The organism is Echinicola sediminis, from assembly GCF_054777495.1.
Map to the genome: position 1 here is coordinate 1 of NZ_BAAHAP010000056.1, position 16,177 is coordinate 16,177.

A 16,177-nucleotide genomic window follows, 5' to 3' on the forward strand; every position below is an offset into this window, starting at 1 on the left:
GAAATTCTGTGGAATCTGTGAGAAATAAATTTACTGGTGTAATTCCGGATAATCGTATTAATTTTTAATAGATTCAAAGAAACTCAATGAATTATTGGAAAATTTCATTCGCGGTAACAATGCGGATAATCAGAAAATAAAATCGTGAATTAAAATACCCCAAGCGAGAAAAAGTGATTTTGGAATAAATAATTTGATTTGGTTTAAGTAAATTCATTCCTAATTGATTGATTTTTAACACCAAAACCAATGCTTTATGAAACCTTTTATCCCATTTGTTATTGGGCTGATCTTTTTTTCCTGCCAGGAGCCCACAAAGGAGCAAAGTGAAAATAATATTGATCGACAAGTTCAAAAGATTCCCTTGTCCGGTGAAATCATAGATCTGACTTATGCCTTTTCGGACGAAACGGTGTACTGGGTGACATCCAAGGAATTTGAACTGGAGGAGGTAGCCCATGGACAGACGGAAAAAGGCTATTTTTATGCGGCCAATAACTTTGAAACTTCCGAGCATGGAGGAACCCATGTGGATGCGCCAATCCATTTTGCAGAAAATGGCCTTTCTGTAGATGAGATACCCTGGAGCAATTGATGGGTGAGGCTGTCAAAATAGATGTTTTAGAGAAAGGATTGGCGGATCGGGATTATAGGATATCCGTGGATGATATAGTAAGCTGGGAGAAGGATAACGGTCAAATTCCCGAAAACAGTATCGTTTTGCTTCAGTCGGGCCATGGAAAATACTATCCGGACAAAAGCAACTATTTGGGTACTTCTGCCCGAGGCCCTGAAGCGGTGAAAGACCTGCATTTTCCAGGTTTGTCCGTGGAAGCGGCCAAATGGCTGATGGAAAACCGAAAAATCAAGTCCGTGGGCATTGATACTCCCAGCATTGATTATGGACAGTCCACCCATTTTGAGACGCATGTGGCACTGATGACCAATAATATCCCCGCTTTTGAAAATGTTGCGAATTTGGACAAGCTACCTGCCAGAGGCTTTCAGGTAATTGCTTTGCCGATCAAAATTGAAGGGGGGAGCGGAGGGCCTTTGAGGATCATCGCAATTGTTCCTTGATTTTTTTTCCACTGATATAATGAATAAGGGCTTATTATAAAAAACGCTTGCAATGTAGGGCTGTTTGCCTAATTTTATCAAATATTAAATTTCAAACAAAATACATCAATGAACCTTATCAACAGATTTTGTAAAACGTCTGCCGCACCGTTTTTCCTGATAGTACTTTTTCTTCTGGGGAGCTTTTCCTGTAGCTCTGGAGAAAAGAAGGTGATGGAGACACCAAAAAGACCCAATATCATTTTCATCATGTCCGATGACCATGCCTATCAGGCAATCAGTGCCTATGGATCCACACTCATTCAAACCCCCAACATTGACAGAATCGCTGAGGAAGGAATGCTTTTCGAAAAGGCTTTTGTGACCAATTCCATCTGTGCACCCAGCCGTGCAGTGATTTTGACGGGAAAGCACAGTCATATCAATGGTTTGGTGGACAATGCGGTAAGGTTTGACAGCACCCAAGTGACCTATCCCAAAATCCTGCAACAAAATGGTTATCAGACGGCCATGATAGGAAAGTGGCACCTGAAAACCCAGCCCACGGGTTTTGATTATTGGAAGGTATTGCCCGGCCAGGGACATTATTATAATCCTGAGTTTAGGACACAGGAAGGATTGGTGTTGGACTCGGGCTACGTAACGGATCTAATTACCGATTTTGCCATTGACTGGCTGGATCAAGCCAAAGAAAGTGATAAGCCTTTTATGCTGATGTACCAACACAAGGCGCCGCATCGGGAGTGGCTGCCGACAGAAGAGAATTTTAGAAAATATACCCAAAAGGAATTCCCTGAACCTACCAGTTTATTTGATGATTATAGCGGTAGAGGCAGTGCAGCAAAAGAGGCGGAAATGAGGATTTCTAAACATATGGGCTTGACCAATGACAGTAAGATTCATCCGGACATTGCCCAAAAGCTGGGACATGAGGAATTCATCAACTGGTATTCATCTGCTTACCATGGCAATTTGGACAGAATGAGCAAGAAACAACGAGCCGCTTGGGAAGAAGTTTATGGCCCTATCAATAAGGAGTTTGAACAGGCCAATTTGCAGGGGGATGAGTTGACCAAATGGAAATACCAACGTTACATGCAGGATTATCTGGGATGCATTGCATCAGTGGATGAGAATGTGGGGAGGCTTATGGATTATCTGGAAAAGAACGGATTGGCTGAAAATACCATTATCATCTATACCTCAGATCAGGGTTTTTATCTTGGGGAGCATGGTTGGTTTGATAAGCGGTTCATGTATGAAGAGTCCTTTAGGACGCCACTTATGATCAAATGGCCTGGGGTGATCAAACCGGGAACCAAGAATTCGGACTTGGTCCAGAACCTGGATTTTGCAGAAACCATGCTGGATGCAGCCGGGGTGGAAATACCTCAGGAAATGCAAGGATTAAGCATGTTGCCCTTGCTCAAAGGAGAAAAGGTGGAGTGGAGAGATGCCTTGTACTATCACTATTATGAGTACCCGGGCATTCATGCGGTGAAAAGACACAACGGGGTGAGGACCGATCGCTACAAGCTGATCCATTTTTATTATGATGTCGATGAATGGGAGCTTTATGACCTGGAAAAAGATCCGCAAGAGATGAACAATGTCTATGATGATCCGGCCTATTCGGATGTAAAAGCTGAAATGCATAAAAAGCTGGAGGAACTGATGAAGCAGTATGACGATGAAGTGGTGCTTCCTAATTCTTAATAAATAGTTTCTTTAAAGTGAAAATCCCCTTGAGATATGAATCAAGGGGATTTTTTTGTTATTCAATATAGATTTATAAAAAATCATTTCAGTATATTTTTACTAGCTTAGGGAATTCAACGAATCACATTCAAATGACCAAAAAGGTAACTTTCGGTATAATAGGAACGGGGGCCATTGCAAGACAGCATGCAGCGGCGATTAAGGAATTGCCTTCGGCAGATTTGATCGCCGTTTGTAGTTCCTCAAAAGCTAGGGCAACGCTTGCTCAAGAGCAATTTGAAGTAACATCTTACAGTGATTTGGATGAGTTTTTGCGTATACCTGATATGGATGTGGTATGTATCTGTACGGCCAGCGGCAGTCATATGGATGCGGCCATCAAGGCTGCCAGTGCGGGAAAACATCTATTGGTGGAGAAGCCCATAGAGATCAGCTTGTCGAGGGCTGATCAAATGATCAAGGCGGCCCATGACCATGAAGTGAAATTAGGGGTGGTCTTTCAAAACCGGTTCAATGCAGGTTACTTAAAACTCAAAGCTGCAGTAAAAAACGGTGCATTGGGAAGACTTTTGATGGGAAATGCTTATATCAAATGGTTCCGTGATGAAAATTACTATAATAGCAGCCATTGGAAAGGGACGCTAGATGGGGATGGGGGAGGAGCTTTGATCAATCAGGGAATCCACACCATCGACCTGCTTTTGGATATCATGGGAGAGGTATCGTCGGTATACGGTCAGGTAAAGACCGCCCTTTATGATATAGAAGGAGAAGATTTGGGCACTGCTGTGGTCAATTTTAAAAATGGTGCCCTTGGCAATATTACCGCCGGGACTTCCTTATATCCTGGGTATCCGGAGCGATTGGAAATATACGGTACGGAAGGGAGCGTGATTTTGGAGGCAGGTAAAATCGTTTCTTGGAACATAAAGGGCCAGGAAAGTGATCTTGCCGAAGCCGGTGATCAAAAGGGCAGTGGGGCGGCAGATCCTATGGCCATTGGGCATAAGTTGCACTTACTGCAAATTCAGGATATGGTGATGGCTGTTCAGGAAGGAAAGGATCCCCTGGTGACCGGTGAAGAGGCAAAGCGGTCATTGGGGGTTATTCAGGCAATTTATAAGAGTTCAAAGGAAGGAAAGGAAATATTTATTTAGGTATTTCGTAATTGATAGTTGGCTAACCTATTGTAGTTTTAGGAATTGATCTCTGTTTTTTTTGAAGCGTTTTAGAATAATCTAAAAATGAAAAATTTTATAGTTGTAATTCTAATCTTTTTAAGTGTTGGTGGTTTTTCCCAAAGTACTAATTATAGCAATAGCTGGAACCGAACAGAGCTGTTTTTTGGTAGTTCCATTTCTAGTGGGGGGAAGGTGTCCAAAAGAAAGTGGAAGAAGTTTGTTGCAAATTATGTGACTCCTGAATTTCCTGAAGGATTTACAGTAATCCAAGCAAATGGGAAGTGGCAGGATGCTGTAAGCAAACAAACCATTTCCGAAAAATCCCGGGTAATCCTTCTGGTTTATCCGGAAACTGAAAAACAAGAGGCCGACAACTCACTGGAAAAGATAAGTCAAACCTATATTGAGCTGTTTGATCAGCAATCGGTGTTGAGGGTAGACAGCAAATCAAATGTGATTTTTTATCCGCAATAAAAGAAAAAGCAGGGATTTTAACCCTGCTTTTGTAGTTTTTCCAAACCATGTATCAATCCCATTTCCAAGCCCCGAAGTTCGGCTAGGCCTTTTAGCCGGCCTATTCCGGTGTATCCGGGGTTGGTGGTTTTTCTTAAATCATCCAACATCTGATGGCCATGATCAGGGCGCATGGGCAATGATTTCTGCCTTCTTGCCTGTATTTTTATCAGCTCTGTAATCACTTCAATCATGGGGACATCTCCTTCTAGGTGGTTGGCTTCATGGAAGTTTCCATCTGCATCCCTCTGGGTACTGCGTAGATGTATAAAGTGGATGTGGTTACCCCAGTCCCTAATAATCTGTGGCAGGTCATTGTCTGCCCTTACTCCAAACGATCCGGTGCAAAAGGTGATGCCATTGTAGTCGCTGGAATTGTCCGAAAGGATCCTTTCCACATCATTGATGGTACTGACCACCCGAGGCAGACCAAACATCGGGAAGGGTGGGTCATCTGGATGGATGGCCATAAACACCCTGTTTTTTTCTGCCACAGGAATGATTTCTTCCAGAAACAGCCTCAGGTTCTCTGCCAAGGCCTTTTCGTCAATGTCCTGATAGGTGTCCAGGACCTTTTGAAATGCCTCCAAAGAATAACCTTCTTCCGCTCCGGGAAGTCCGGCAATGATATTATTGGTCAGCAATTGCTTGGCCTCCTCACTCATATTATTGAAGTAGGTCTCCGCTCTTGCCCTAACCTCTTCAGCGTAAGAAGCGGCTGCATTTGGCCGTTTTAGAATAAACAAGTCAAAGGCTGCCAAGGCCTGTAGTTCAAAACGAAGGGCTTTCGCTCCATTGGGCAGTTCATAGGCCAGGTCTGTTCTGGTCCAGTCCAGCACAGGCATGAAGTTATAGCATACGGTATGGATTCCTTCGGCACTGAGGTTTTCGATGGAGGTTTTGTAGTTATTGATGTACTCCTGATAGTTTCCGCTACGGGTTTTGATATTTTCATGTACCGGAATACTTTCCACCACAGACCAGGTCAGCCCGGCTGCTTCGATAGAGTCCTTTCTCTTTTTTATTTCCTCCCGATTCCAGACCACCCCATTGGCTAAATGGTGCAATGCAGAAACCACCCCCGTGGCGCCGGCCTGTCTGATATCGGATAAGGTTACTGGGTCGTTGGGGCCATACCATCTCATGGTCTGCTCCATTTTTTTTATCGCTTTCATGGTATTATTGCTTATACAATCTCCCAAAATTAATCATTAAATAAAATAGGAATCAGACCCCTCCAAAGGCGCTGAATCCTCCATCGACAGGAATAATGGTACCTGTAACAAATTTTGAAGCTTCACTGCTCAGGAAACCGACTGCGCCGAAAAGGTCTTCAGGGTTGCCAAAGCGATCCATGGGGGTGTGGCTGATAATCTGGTTGCCACGGTCGGTCAGGCTGCCATCCTCATTGGTCAGAAGGGCCCTGTTTTGTTCTGTAAGGAAAAATCCCGGGGCAATGGCATTTACACGGAATCCTTTGCCGTATTTTTGGCAATATTCCACTGAAAGCCACTTGGTCAGGTTATCAATGGCTGCCTTCGCAGAGGCATAACCCATTACCCTGGTAAGGGGCCTTGAAGCTGCCATTGAAGAAATGTTAATGATGCTTGCCGCTGGGTTTTTAAGCAATAGGGGGGTAAAAGCCTGGATGGGAAGTAAGGTGCCCAGATAGTTGAGCTCCATCACTTTTTGTACTTCTTTGATTTTCAGGTCGGTGATTTTTTGGTCCGGTGTGACAATGGCTCCGGGCATATTGCCTCCTGCGGCATTGATCAGTACATCGATTTTTCCAAAATCCTTTTCTACAAGTTGCTTTGCCTGTTTTAGAGCCTCTTCATCGGTCACATCAGCAATTAATGGATGGGCTTTTCCGCCATCTTTGGTGATCTCTTCAATAAGGGAATCAACTTTGGCTTGGTTCCTACCCAAAACAATTACCTGAGCGCCTTCGCTGGCCAGGTATTGGGTGATTTGACTGCCCAGTACTCCTGTGGCGCCACTGATCAGTATAATTTTGTCTTTTACAGAAAATAGTGCAGACATGTTAATTTATGGTGGTTATGTGATTTGTTTATTGGAAGTTAAAGTAGTTTTTGGCATTGTGGTAACATATGTCCTGAACCATTTTTCCCAGCCACTTTTCGTCGGACGGTAGCTCTCCATTGGCCACATCTTGACCAATAAGATTACAAAGGGTCCGGCGGAAGTACTCATGTCTTGGGAAAGAAAGGAAGCTTCTCGAATCCGTCAGCATTCCCACAAAGCAGCTCAACAAGCCCATATTGGAAAGTGTGTTCATTTGTTTTTCCATTCCGTCTTTTTGGTCGAGGAACCACCAGCCAGAGCCAAACTGCACTTTGCCCCTTATGGAGCCGTCGTTGAAATTGCCGGTCATGGTGGCCATGACTTCATTGTCCCTTGGGTTGAGGTTGTAAAGGATGGTTTTGCAAAGCTGGTCGCTCTTATCGAGTTCGTTAAGGAAGAGCGAAAGTGCCTTGGCCTGGCTAAAGTCGCCAATGGAGTCAAACCCCGTGTCGGGACCTAAAGTGTCCAACATCCGTTCGTTGGTGTTTCTCAGTGCTCCAAGATGGAACTGCTGTGTCCAGCCTTTAGCATGGTAAAGCCTGCAGAGCTCTATCAAGGTGACAAATTTATAGTAAGCAGTTTCTTTTTCATCCAGAACCTTTCCAGCGGCTACCTTATCGAAAAGCGCTTCGATATCATAGGTGCCGAGCGGGAAATAATAAAGCTGCTCCAATCCATGATCGGCCAGACGGCCACCGTTTTCGTGGAAAAAACTGATGCGGTTTTCTAAAGCAGCCATGAGCTTTTCATGGCTATCTATTTTACTATTACTGGCAGCAGATAATTTATCCAAGTAGTTTTGATAGGCTTCCGGGTCTTCTACTGCAAATGATTTGTCCGGTCTAAAAGTGGGGAAAAGACCGATGGACATATTTTCTTTAGCCGCTTTGATATGGTATTCCAGCGTGTCTATCGGATCGTCCGTGGTGCATACCGTTTCGACATTCATGCCCAAAAGCAATGCTTGGGTAGTATGTGAATCCTTTTGTAACTGTTTGGTGGTTTCTTGATAGACTTCTCCGGCATTTTCAGAAGAAAGCAGTTCATCTATTCCAAAGTACCTTGACAATTCCAGATGGGTCCAATGGTACAGGGGATTACGCATGGTGTAGGGGACAGTAAAGGCCCACTTCTCAAATTTTTCCAGATCGGTACCATTCCCGGTGATGTATTTTTCACTGACGCCAAGAGTACGCATAGCCCTCCATTTGTAGTGGTCGCCGGCCAACCAAATTTGAGAGATGTTTTCAAACTTTCTGTTTTCTGCCAAATCTTTTGGAGAAAGATGGCAGTGGTAATCAATGATGGGCATGGCTTTCGCATAATCATGGTAAAGCTTACGCGCCATTTCCGATCTTAGCAGAAAATCATCGTTAATAAAAGTGCGGATGCTGTCAGTTAAGGTGTTACTCATTGGTTATTTATAGTTTTTGTGGCCACTTTACAAAGATGTTTGGCGGCTTGAAGTAAAACAGGATAAATTAACCCACAACCTTTTTAGGGAGAGGAGAATTTTGATCACTCCATTATTTTCCGGAGGGAATCCTGCCAAAAACACGCTTTGCTGTAGCGGTTTTCAGCAAGTAATAATAGGCATTGTAGGTGGTTTTTATAAGGAAAAATGATACTTTAATCACGGAATCGATTTCGTACAGTAGCAGGGAAGACCCGGATGGTTATATGTTTTTTGGGTAGAATTTTTATCAGGATAACAGGGCAACCGCATTTAGAGGTTTAGGACTTTTTTCCTGAATTTCTGCTCAAGTCCGGCTTTAAAGCGCCTTTGCCGCTTTGATCTTTTTTTGTCAGGGCACCTTTCGATCAGGCCCACGGCGATCTTTGAGATGATGTTGAAGTTTGCCGCACTATGGCCGGCCCATTTTCGTGAGGAGTCTTCACTGAATACCACGTATTTGAAAAAATATTAGCTGTCATTTTTCAAATACGAATAAGCAGTGAGGATATCTGTTTTATTGTGTGTTTGCCTTGTTTTTTTAACAATTCTGAAAAGCTTTGGATGGATTAAACAGTAGCATTTGCCTTATTGAGTCAGAGACTCAATGTTTTTCGGTGCTGGGTCAGAGCCCGAGCACAACACCTTGGTTAAAGTCCTTAGGTCTTATTTTTATTTTATTCCTTCGTTATCAGAACAGTCGTTGGATCCAAATTTTAAGCATAGTAATTTGGGAAATTCTGGACCAGAATAAATTATTGTTTTTCCTTAGCGTCTAATTTTTTAGACGGTAAGCTTCTATCTTAATCTCATGATCGGTTGGACAGCCCATGCTAGCTAATGCTGAAAGCGGCCGTGAAAGGGAAATCCCGTCGCCCAGAAAAGATCGGGGAAAATTAAAAATTATGTAAATCATGGAAAATGTAACAGAATTAAGTTTTGAAGAGATGAGGGTGATTGATGGGGGAATGATGGGAGCAAATGTGAGAGGTATGATGTTAACCGAACTCAAGAGATATTGGGATGATTTTGTAGATGGATTTAACGCTGGGAGTGGAGCAAATTGTTAATAGTAATCAAATCAAAACATAAAATGAAAGAGTTAGATAAACACGAATTGGTAAATATCAACGGAGGGACAGAAAACTGCCCTGCTGAAAAAGGTAGACGTTGGACCTACTATGTGGGATATGCAATTGGTTGGGTCTTTGACTGAGAGGAGATCTAAAAAGTTCTGCGAATTTTCAATTTGAAAATTCGCAGAACAAAAGTTATTTGTATGAAATATTTCAAAAAATTACTGTTCTTTCTCCAAGACAAAGTACCACAAAAATCACATAATGTCACAGATACGATCGTTTCTTTGTATTTGGTGTATTTTGTCTTTGTGTTACTCTATGCGATTTTCCTAAAGTCGCTTGATGCTTATGTGGGAATACCAAAGCACAGGGCTTTTGCAGGGTTGGAAGGGAAATCCTGGTATTACGTATTGCTGATAGGAGTTGTTATTGTCCCTATAGTAGAGGAGTTGGTTTTTAGACTAATACTCGTGCCTACTAAGAGAAATGTATTGCTGTCTACTTTCTTTATTAGCTTCTTTTTCATAAACCATTTGAGTGGTCATGGGAAATACACCTTGGACAAAGATAGTATTTTGATTATCTCTGCTTGTTTAATTATCACGGTGGTGACGGTTAAAGTCGTTGATAAATTTGGCCTATTGGTACCTAAAGGAACTCACCGAAACTACCTGCTATTTTATTCGATCGTGATTTTTGGCTTGGTCCATGTAGGCAATTTGAGATTGGATGCTCTCCATCATTACCTGCTGTTTCCGGTTATTTTATTACCACAGATACTATTGGGACTGATCCTGAGTTATCTTAGATGTGAATTTAGCCTCGGAAAAGCCATGCTATTCCACGGTATGGTCAATCTCTTTCCTGCACTAATATTTACTTTATCTTCAAGCTAAACAGAAAGAGCTTCACTGTATAGCTTTAATATATCAGGATAAAGAGGAATTGGCGAAATAGATTAAATTTGATATCCGAAAAAATCTGCCGAGTATTGTTTTATGAATGGAGTAAACATCAAAAAGCTTACTGAAGCGCTTAATTTGGCTCCCTCCACCGTTTCGAGGGCACTCAATGACAGCCATGAGATCAGTGAGAAGACCAAGAAAAGGGTGCTGGAGATGGCCAAAAAGATGAATTATCAGCCCAATCCCTTCGCGAGAAGTCTGCGGGAGCATCGCAGTAAGACCATTGCCATGATTATTCCTGATTTGGTCAACAATTTTTTTGCTCAGGTGATTGAGGGGGTAGAGGAGATTACCCAGCAGTTTGGTTATCATTTGTTGGTCTACCATACCCATGAAAACCTGGAGAAAGAAAAGGAAATCGTTTCCCATTTGCTCAATGGCCGGGTAGATGGGATCATGATGTCTGTCTCACATCAAACCAAAGAGACCGAGCATTTGGATGCCGTTCACCAAAAAGGTATTCCCATTATTTTCTTTGACCGAATTTGCGAGAGTATTCCCACGACCAAATTCGTGACCAACGGTTATGAGAGTGTTTATGAAGCCACCAGTCATTTAATCAAACAAGGTTGCAAAAGGATCGCCTTTTTGTTTTTGTCCAGGGAAATATCCATCAGCCAACAACGGTTGAGGGGATATGAGGATGCGTTGAAAGCCAATAATATGGAACAGGATGAATCCTTGATTCTAAAGTGTGAAAATTCCGATAAGGAGAATCATGGGATTATCAAGGCCTTTCTTTCAGGCAAAGACAAACCCGATGGGATACTGGCGGCTGTGGAAAAGCTGGCCATTTCGACCTATTACGTGGCCAATGATCTTGATTTAAAGATTCCCAAGGAATTGAAAGTGGTGAGTTTTTCCAATATGAAAATAGCGGATTTGCTGAATCCCAGTTTGACCACCATTGCCCAGCCGACCCATGAGTTTGGCCGCCAGGCGGCCAGTTTGCTGATGAAAAAACTGACGAAGAAAAACACCCCCGACTTTACCGATGAGGTAATTGTGTTGCCTTCTTCCCTGCATATCAGAAAATCTTCGATGAAATAAAATAAACGGCTGTTCAAGAATTTGAACAGCCGTTTTTACAATACATTTTATCAATTAATAACCTGGGTTTTGAGGGAAGGCTTCGCTTTCTCCTTCAACTCTGTCAATCTGGTTTTGGGGAATAGGCCTTAAAGCATGGAATTCTTTGATATTAGGAGCTCCATCGGGGTTATACATTTTTACCCTATCGATAAGTACTCCCCATCTGGTAAGGTCAAACCATCTTTTTTGTTCTCCCAATAATTCTCTGGCCCTTTCCTCAGCAAGGAAATCCATGTCCAGCTGGGCAGGGGTGACCAGCATTGCCGATTCCATTCCTGGCCAGGCAGCTCTTTGACGAATGGTGTTAATGGTAGCCGTGGCTTCTGCCATTTTATTTTGCTTCATTTGAGCTTCTGCCAATAGTAGGTAGGTGTCTGCCAGCCTGAAGACAACATAATCACGACCGCCCGCAGCTTGGGTTTTGTCAGCCCTTCCCGGATCTAAATGTTTTTTCAGGGTAGGATAAAGCTTATCGGTATATAGGCTAGGAGTAAGGACCTGATAAGGTTTGGTGGCCCTTTCTGCTTCGCTCATTTCATATCCGGGCAAATAAATGGCCGTATCACCTTCTGAGAACGTTACGGAGCTTTTTGATTGATCAAATGTGGTGTTGTATGTGCCGGGTTTATTGGATTTAAAGGTATGGACGAATGATTTGTTATACCTACTGTCGATGTCCCGGTCGGTGAAGATTTGATCTAGCGTATATTGGGTGGGCTTATATCTTTTCCAAGGACGCCCATTGTCCACATCCCTTTGCATACCGGGTTGTACATCATATTCCATAAGGAAATAGAGGTGGGCATTATTTCCTCCTCCATTGGTCAATGGATCTCTGGTATACTGGATAGAGAAAATCACTTCATCGTTCATTTCATTGCCAAAGCGATAGACGTCTTCAAAGTCAGGCAATAATTGAAAACCATAATCGTCAATGACTTTTTGGAAATAAGTTTCAGCTTTGGCAAAATCTCCGGTCTCTTTGGCTTCCGAATACCCCTTGGTGAGGAATACCTGTCCCAAAAGATGCTCTGCGGCCGGTCTCGTTGCCCGACCGTAATCAGTTGATCTTGCGGAAGCTTCCAGATCCGGAATAGCCTCTTCCAAATCACTAATGATGGCAGCGTACATCGCAGGGATTGAGGCCCTGCTGACCTCCTTGCTGGGGATGACAGATTCTGAAAGTTGCAAGTCCACACCTCCAAAGAGCTGGGTGAGAATAAAATAATGATGGGCCCGGATAAATTTGGCTTCCGCCACTCTTTGCGCTTTGGTAGCATCTTCCATCCCAGGTACATCCGCTGCTCTATCAATCACTGCATTGCAGGTGTTGATTCCCTCATAAAATTCATTCCATAGTTCTCTTACATGCCCGTTTCTGGAATCAAACTGGGAGGTGTAAAAGTTCATGAATTTCCAGCTTCCGTCAGATCCGTTGGTGTAGGTGTCCGTTCCGAATATGGTCAGGTTATTGCCCCGTTCTGTTCCGTAAAATGAGCGGAAAGAACTGTAGGCAGCATTAACTCCGTCATTGAGTCCATTGGGAGTGTTGATATAGCCTGTACCGATTTTAGAAATAACCTCTTCTTCCAGCACTCCCTCACAGGAAGGTAGGGCAGATAGAGAAGCACTGATGATTCCCAGGGCCAGAAATTGGGCAAATTTATTTTTTAGATGATTAATTCTCATGGTATTGGGATTTAAAGGTTCAAAGGTTTTAGAATTTAGCATTGATGCCAAAAGTAAATGAAGTCACAGCAGGAGCAATATTTGCATTGACTTCGCCACCACCAACTCCTTGATCTCCATCGATAAATACTTCAGGGTCTATACCTTTATGCTTACTTCTGTATTCGGAAAAGATAAATGGCTGCTGGATGCTGCTGTAAACCCTCAGGCTGCTCATTCCGATTTTGGAAGCCAATCCACTGGGGAAATTATAACCTATATTGATGTTTCTCACTTTGATGAAAGTTCCGTCAAAATAGGACATTGATGAAGCGTATTTTGGGCTTTCCTGATTTTGGTTCGGTCTTGGATATTGGTTAGTAGGGTTGTTCGGGGTCCAATAGTCCACAGCAAGGTTGTTATACCTTCCGTAAAGACCATTGAATTGGTCGTGGAACCTGCTTCGGATCATGGAACCAAACCTTCCATAAATAAAGAAGGACAAGTCAACGTTTTTATAATTAAACCTATTGGTGATCCCTAAGACAAAGTCGGGAACAGCAGACCCTAAGATCTGACGGTCATCAGCATTGATTTTTCCGTCGTTATTGATGTCTTCAACATGGATTTCCCCTGGGTTATCGCCATAGGAGTTGGCCTCATCGAGTTCGTCCAATTGCCATATACCTATTTTTTTATAGTCATAGAAGACGGTCAGAGCTTCTCCGACAAATCGTCCCGCAGAGATATCATCACCATTAGGCAATTCTATGATCTCCTCACGGTTCCTGTTGAAGATGAAGTCGGTGGACCAGGAGAAAACTGAATTGTCGATATTGACACTGGATAAGGTAAGTTCCACACCTCGGTTCTGGGTCTTGCCGATATTGGTGGTAAAACCTCCAAAGCCGGTGGAATTGGGCAATGGCTGGGGAGCCAAAAGGTCTTCGGTATTGGTAATGTAATACTCCAAGCTACCATTGATTCTGCCGGCAAAGAGGGAAAAGTCCATTCCGGTATTAAAGGAAGTGGAGGTTTCCCACCTTAGGTTAGGGTTTCCTATGGTGTTGGGACCGTAGCCATAGGCCGGGGCATTGTCAAAAGCGTAAGTAGTTCTTCCCAATAAGGGTTGTGTTTGATAAGGGTCGATGGCTTGGTTTCCAATGGAACCGTAGCTAACTCTTAGTTTTAATTGGTCCAAAGTTTCCAAGGATTTGAAAAATGGTTCATCAGATATGTTCCAGCCCAATGCAACAGAAGGGAAGTAGCTGAACCTGTTGTTTTTACCGAATTTGGAAGATCCATCCGCTCTCATGGTGGCTGTCAAAAGGTACTTGCCACTATAGCTATAGTTTAGCCTGCCCATATAGGACAATAAAGTCCACTCGGTCAAATTGGTATTGGCGGAAGTGATTTGATTGGCATCTCCCAAACGGTGAAACAACTGTGAAGCATCAGGAATCCCCAAAACCCCTATGTTTGTTTCTTCAAAATTATCATTTTGGATAGACTGAAGCCCGGTGAATTTAAAGTCGTGCACATCGTTCAGTTGTTTAGTATAGGTTACGATGTTTTCAAGAGTGTAATTAAAGCGGAAACTTTCATAAATACTACCTGTTGGGCTACCTCCCCGTCTTGCATTGGTCATAGATCCCGTAAAGCGGCCATTTCTCGTTATGGTAATATCAGGACCAAAGTTAACGCGATAGGTAAGGCCTTTGGCAATATTCCATTCTCCGAAAATACTGTTGAATACCCGGTATCTTTTTGTTAAATCGACGTTAGCCCCAGGGACAATTTCAGCCAATGGATTGGTACGGAGCCCATCTGTGGTGGGTAGGAAAATCAAATTGCCTTCCTCATCGTAGGGTTTGCCTAGTGGGTTTTCCTGCATAGCACCGCCAATAGGATTAAAGTTCTCCCCATTGCGTTCACTGAATGATACCAGCGTGGAAGTTCCAAAACGGATTTTGTCATTGATTTTATGGTCTATATTGGCTCGGAAATTATACCGGGTGAAATCTTGGTTTTTGACCACTCCTTTGTCCTGGAAATAATTACCTGAAACGAAGAATTGGGTTTTATCACTCCCGCCTGACACACCTAATTGGTGGCTTTGTATGGTGCCGGTCCTAAGCAATGCCCCCACATAATCTGAAGTCCTTCCCATAGCTATGCCTTCAAGCTCCACCGGTTCGAATAATGCTTCGTCCGCTTCAGCAGTGGCCGGTCCGTCAGGGTAATTGCCGGTGGATCTTCTGGATTCTCTTTTGTATTCGGCAAATTCTGGCCCGTCAAAGACATCTATGGTACCAAGTGCATTATTGAACCCATAATAAGAATCAACAGATACTACTGTTTTGCCGGTAGTTCCTCTTTTGGTGGTTACAAGAACCACTCCATTAGCCCCTCTGGAACCGTAAATGGCCGTGGCTGAGGCATCTTTTAACACTTCCATGGATGTAATGTCGTTTGGGTTGATGTCGTTGATTCCTCCCGCTATAGGGATGCCGTCCACCACAAACAAGGGGTCGTTGCTGGCATTAAAGGATCTTCTCCCTCTGATCCTTACCTGGGGGGCTGCTCCGGGCTTACTTCCGGGAGCGGTTACGTCCACCCCCGATGTCCGTCCTTGTAAAGCCTGTCTGGCATCAGTTATGGGCTGCTCGGCTATTTCTTTGGAGCCTACCGATGAAATTGCTCCGGTCAACTGGCTTTTTTTTACTGTTCCATAGCCGACAACTACGACCTCTTCCAAGTCCGACATGTCGGGTTCCAGAGAAACATCGATGATAGTTTGATTGGTTACTTGAACATCTTTGGTTTGGTATCCAATAAAAGAGAACTGAAGCGTACTCCCCGAAGGCACGGACAGCATATATTTGCCGTCAAGGTCAGCCGCTGTCCCGTTTGAGGTGCCTTTTACCAGGACTGCTGCCCCTGGGATGGGTTGGCCTATTTCATCTGTAATGGTTCCGCTTATTTTAAGGTTTTGAGCAAATAGTGGAACACACATAAATAATAGGAATAGCACTATCCCTAATCTGGGGTAAATTTTGGTTTGCATGGTTTTTTGGTTTATTGTTAATCATTTAATAGGGCCTATAATTTTGGGTATGTCCTGTAAAAAAATAAGTCTCAATGACAGGAAACGATTTTTAAATTAGAGATCTAATTGTATCTATTCAAGTTTTTATAATTATTTAATTACGGAATCGTTTTCGTGATTAAAATTTTTACATTTCTTAAATGAGCGGTATAAAATGGATATTATTGGGTGTTAAATGGGATAATGAATAATGTGTTTTAAACATTTGCTTAAGATAGATCGTGTCGGTAATT

The 16,177-nt window shown here is 43.1% G+C and carries 12 protein-coding genes and 1 pseudogene; 8 read left to right on the forward strand and 5 right to left on the reverse strand.

What is annotated here, in order from left to right; all coding sequences use genetic code 11:
* Positions 1–256: 256 nt before the first annotated feature.
* The 4 genes and pseudogenes from ACYVAA_RS14480 to ACYVAA_RS14495 all read left to right on the forward strand — a co-directional run bounded on the left by ACYVAA_RS14480 (position 257) and on the right by ACYVAA_RS14495 (position 4,454).
* A pseudogene (locus tag ACYVAA_RS14480) lies at positions 257–1,080 on the forward strand (cyclase family protein).
* A 108-nt stretch (positions 1,081–1,188) separates the two neighbouring features.
* A complete protein-coding gene (locus ACYVAA_RS14485; RefSeq protein ID WP_460542933.1) occupies positions 1,189–2,796 on the forward strand; it encodes a sulfatase family protein in 1,608 nt (535 codons plus the stop codon).
* 134 nt (positions 2,797–2,930) lie between these two features.
* Entirely contained in the window at positions 2,931–3,956 is a 1,026-nt protein-coding gene (locus ACYVAA_RS14490; RefSeq protein WP_460542935.1) for a Gfo/Idh/MocA family protein, read from the forward strand.
* Positions 3,957–4,043: 87 nt separating this feature from the next.
* Positions 4,044–4,454: a DUF3574 domain-containing protein gene (locus ACYVAA_RS14495; RefSeq protein WP_460542937.1), complete on the forward strand. Its 411-nt coding sequence runs from the start codon at positions 4,044–4,046 to the stop codon at positions 4,452–4,454.
* A gap of 17 nt (positions 4,455–4,471) precedes the next feature.
* Here the strand turns inward: ACYVAA_RS14495 and uxuA are convergent, their stop codons facing one another.
* Genes uxuA through uxaC form a run of 3 tightly spaced genes read right to left on the reverse strand, consistent with a single transcriptional unit; the run spans position 4,472 to position 7,992 of the window.
* Complete coding sequence (uxuA, locus tag ACYVAA_RS14500) at positions 4,472–5,668, reverse strand: mannonate dehydratase (protein WP_460542939.1); 1,197 nt, start codon at positions 5,666–5,668, stop codon at positions 4,472–4,474.
* Positions 5,669–5,720: 52 nt separating this feature from the next.
* On the reverse strand, positions 5,721–6,536 hold the full coding sequence (locus ACYVAA_RS14505) for an SDR family oxidoreductase (protein ID WP_460542941.1): 816 nt from the start codon (positions 6,534–6,536) through the stop codon (positions 5,721–5,723).
* Positions 6,537–6,564: 28 nt separating this feature from the next.
* A complete protein-coding gene (uxaC, locus tag ACYVAA_RS14510) occupies positions 6,565–7,992 on the reverse strand; it encodes a glucuronate isomerase (protein ID WP_460542943.1) in 1,428 nt (475 codons plus the stop codon).
* 953 nt (positions 7,993–8,945) lie between these two features.
* Between uxaC and ACYVAA_RS14515 the strand changes: the two genes are divergently transcribed.
* The 4 genes from ACYVAA_RS14515 to ACYVAA_RS14530 all read left to right on the forward strand — a co-directional run bounded on the left by ACYVAA_RS14515 (position 8,946) and on the right by ACYVAA_RS14530 (position 11,125).
* Positions 8,946–9,101, forward strand: coding sequence for a hypothetical protein (locus ACYVAA_RS14515; RefSeq protein WP_460542945.1), 156 nt, complete (start codon positions 8,946–8,948; stop codon positions 9,099–9,101).
* A gap of 23 nt (positions 9,102–9,124) precedes the next feature.
* Complete coding sequence (locus tag ACYVAA_RS14520) at positions 9,125–9,247, forward strand: hypothetical protein (RefSeq protein WP_460542947.1); 123 nt, start codon at positions 9,125–9,127, stop codon at positions 9,245–9,247.
* A 63-nt stretch (positions 9,248–9,310) separates the two neighbouring features.
* A complete protein-coding gene (locus ACYVAA_RS14525; protein WP_460542949.1) occupies positions 9,311–10,006 on the forward strand; it encodes a CPBP family glutamic-type intramembrane protease in 696 nt (231 codons plus the stop codon).
* A 102-nt stretch (positions 10,007–10,108) separates the two neighbouring features.
* Positions 10,109–11,125 (forward strand): LacI family DNA-binding transcriptional regulator, encoded by a 1,017-nt coding sequence (locus tag ACYVAA_RS14530; protein ID WP_460542951.1) that lies wholly within the window; start codon positions 10,109–10,111, stop codon positions 11,123–11,125.
* Positions 11,126–11,179: 54 nt separating this feature from the next.
* Here ACYVAA_RS14530 and ACYVAA_RS14535 read toward each other — a convergent pair whose 3' ends face one another.
* Positions 11,180–12,856 (reverse strand): RagB/SusD family nutrient uptake outer membrane protein, encoded by a 1,677-nt coding sequence (locus ACYVAA_RS14535; protein ID WP_460542953.1) that lies wholly within the window; start codon positions 12,854–12,856, stop codon positions 11,180–11,182.
* A 28-nt stretch (positions 12,857–12,884) separates the two neighbouring features.
* On the reverse strand, positions 12,885–15,902 hold the full coding sequence (locus tag ACYVAA_RS14540; protein ID WP_460542955.1) for a SusC/RagA family TonB-linked outer membrane protein: 3,018 nt from the start codon (positions 15,900–15,902) through the stop codon (positions 12,885–12,887).
* Positions 15,903–16,177: the final 275 nt, after the last annotated feature.

Coding starts and splice junctions, on each gene's coding strand:
- ACYVAA_RS14515 (WP_460542945.1), top strand. CDS start 8,946: ATGGAAAATGTAACAGAATTAAGTTTTGAAGAGATGAGGGTGATTGAT.
- ACYVAA_RS14540 (WP_460542955.1), bottom strand. CDS start 15,902: ATGCAAACCAAAATTTACCCCAGATTAGGGATAGTGCTATTCCTATTA.
- uxuA (WP_460542939.1), bottom strand. CDS start 5,668: ATGAAAGCGATAAAAAAAATGGAGCAGACCATGAGATGGTATGGCCCC.
- ACYVAA_RS14495 (WP_460542937.1), top strand. CDS start 4,044: ATGAAAAATTTTATAGTTGTAATTCTAATCTTTTTAAGTGTTGGTGGT.
- ACYVAA_RS14490 (WP_460542935.1), top strand. CDS start 2,931: ATGACCAAAAAGGTAACTTTCGGTATAATAGGAACGGGGGCCATTGCA.
- ACYVAA_RS14485 (WP_460542933.1), top strand. CDS start 1,189: ATGAACCTTATCAACAGATTTTGTAAAACGTCTGCCGCACCGTTTTTC.
- uxaC (WP_460542943.1), bottom strand. CDS start 7,992: ATGAGTAACACCTTAACTGACAGCATCCGCACTTTTATTAACGATGAT.
- ACYVAA_RS14530 (WP_460542951.1), top strand. CDS start 10,109: ATGAATGGAGTAAACATCAAAAAGCTTACTGAAGCGCTTAATTTGGCT.
- ACYVAA_RS14525 (WP_460542949.1), top strand. CDS start 9,311: ATGAAATATTTCAAAAAATTACTGTTCTTTCTCCAAGACAAAGTACCA.
- ACYVAA_RS14535 (WP_460542953.1), bottom strand. CDS start 12,856: ATGAGAATTAATCATCTAAAAAATAAATTTGCCCAATTTCTGGCCCTG.
- ACYVAA_RS14520 (WP_460542947.1), top strand. CDS start 9,125: ATGAAAGAGTTAGATAAACACGAATTGGTAAATATCAACGGAGGGACA.
- ACYVAA_RS14505 (WP_460542941.1), bottom strand. CDS start 6,536: ATGTCTGCACTATTTTCTGTAAAAGACAAAATTATACTGATCAGTGGC.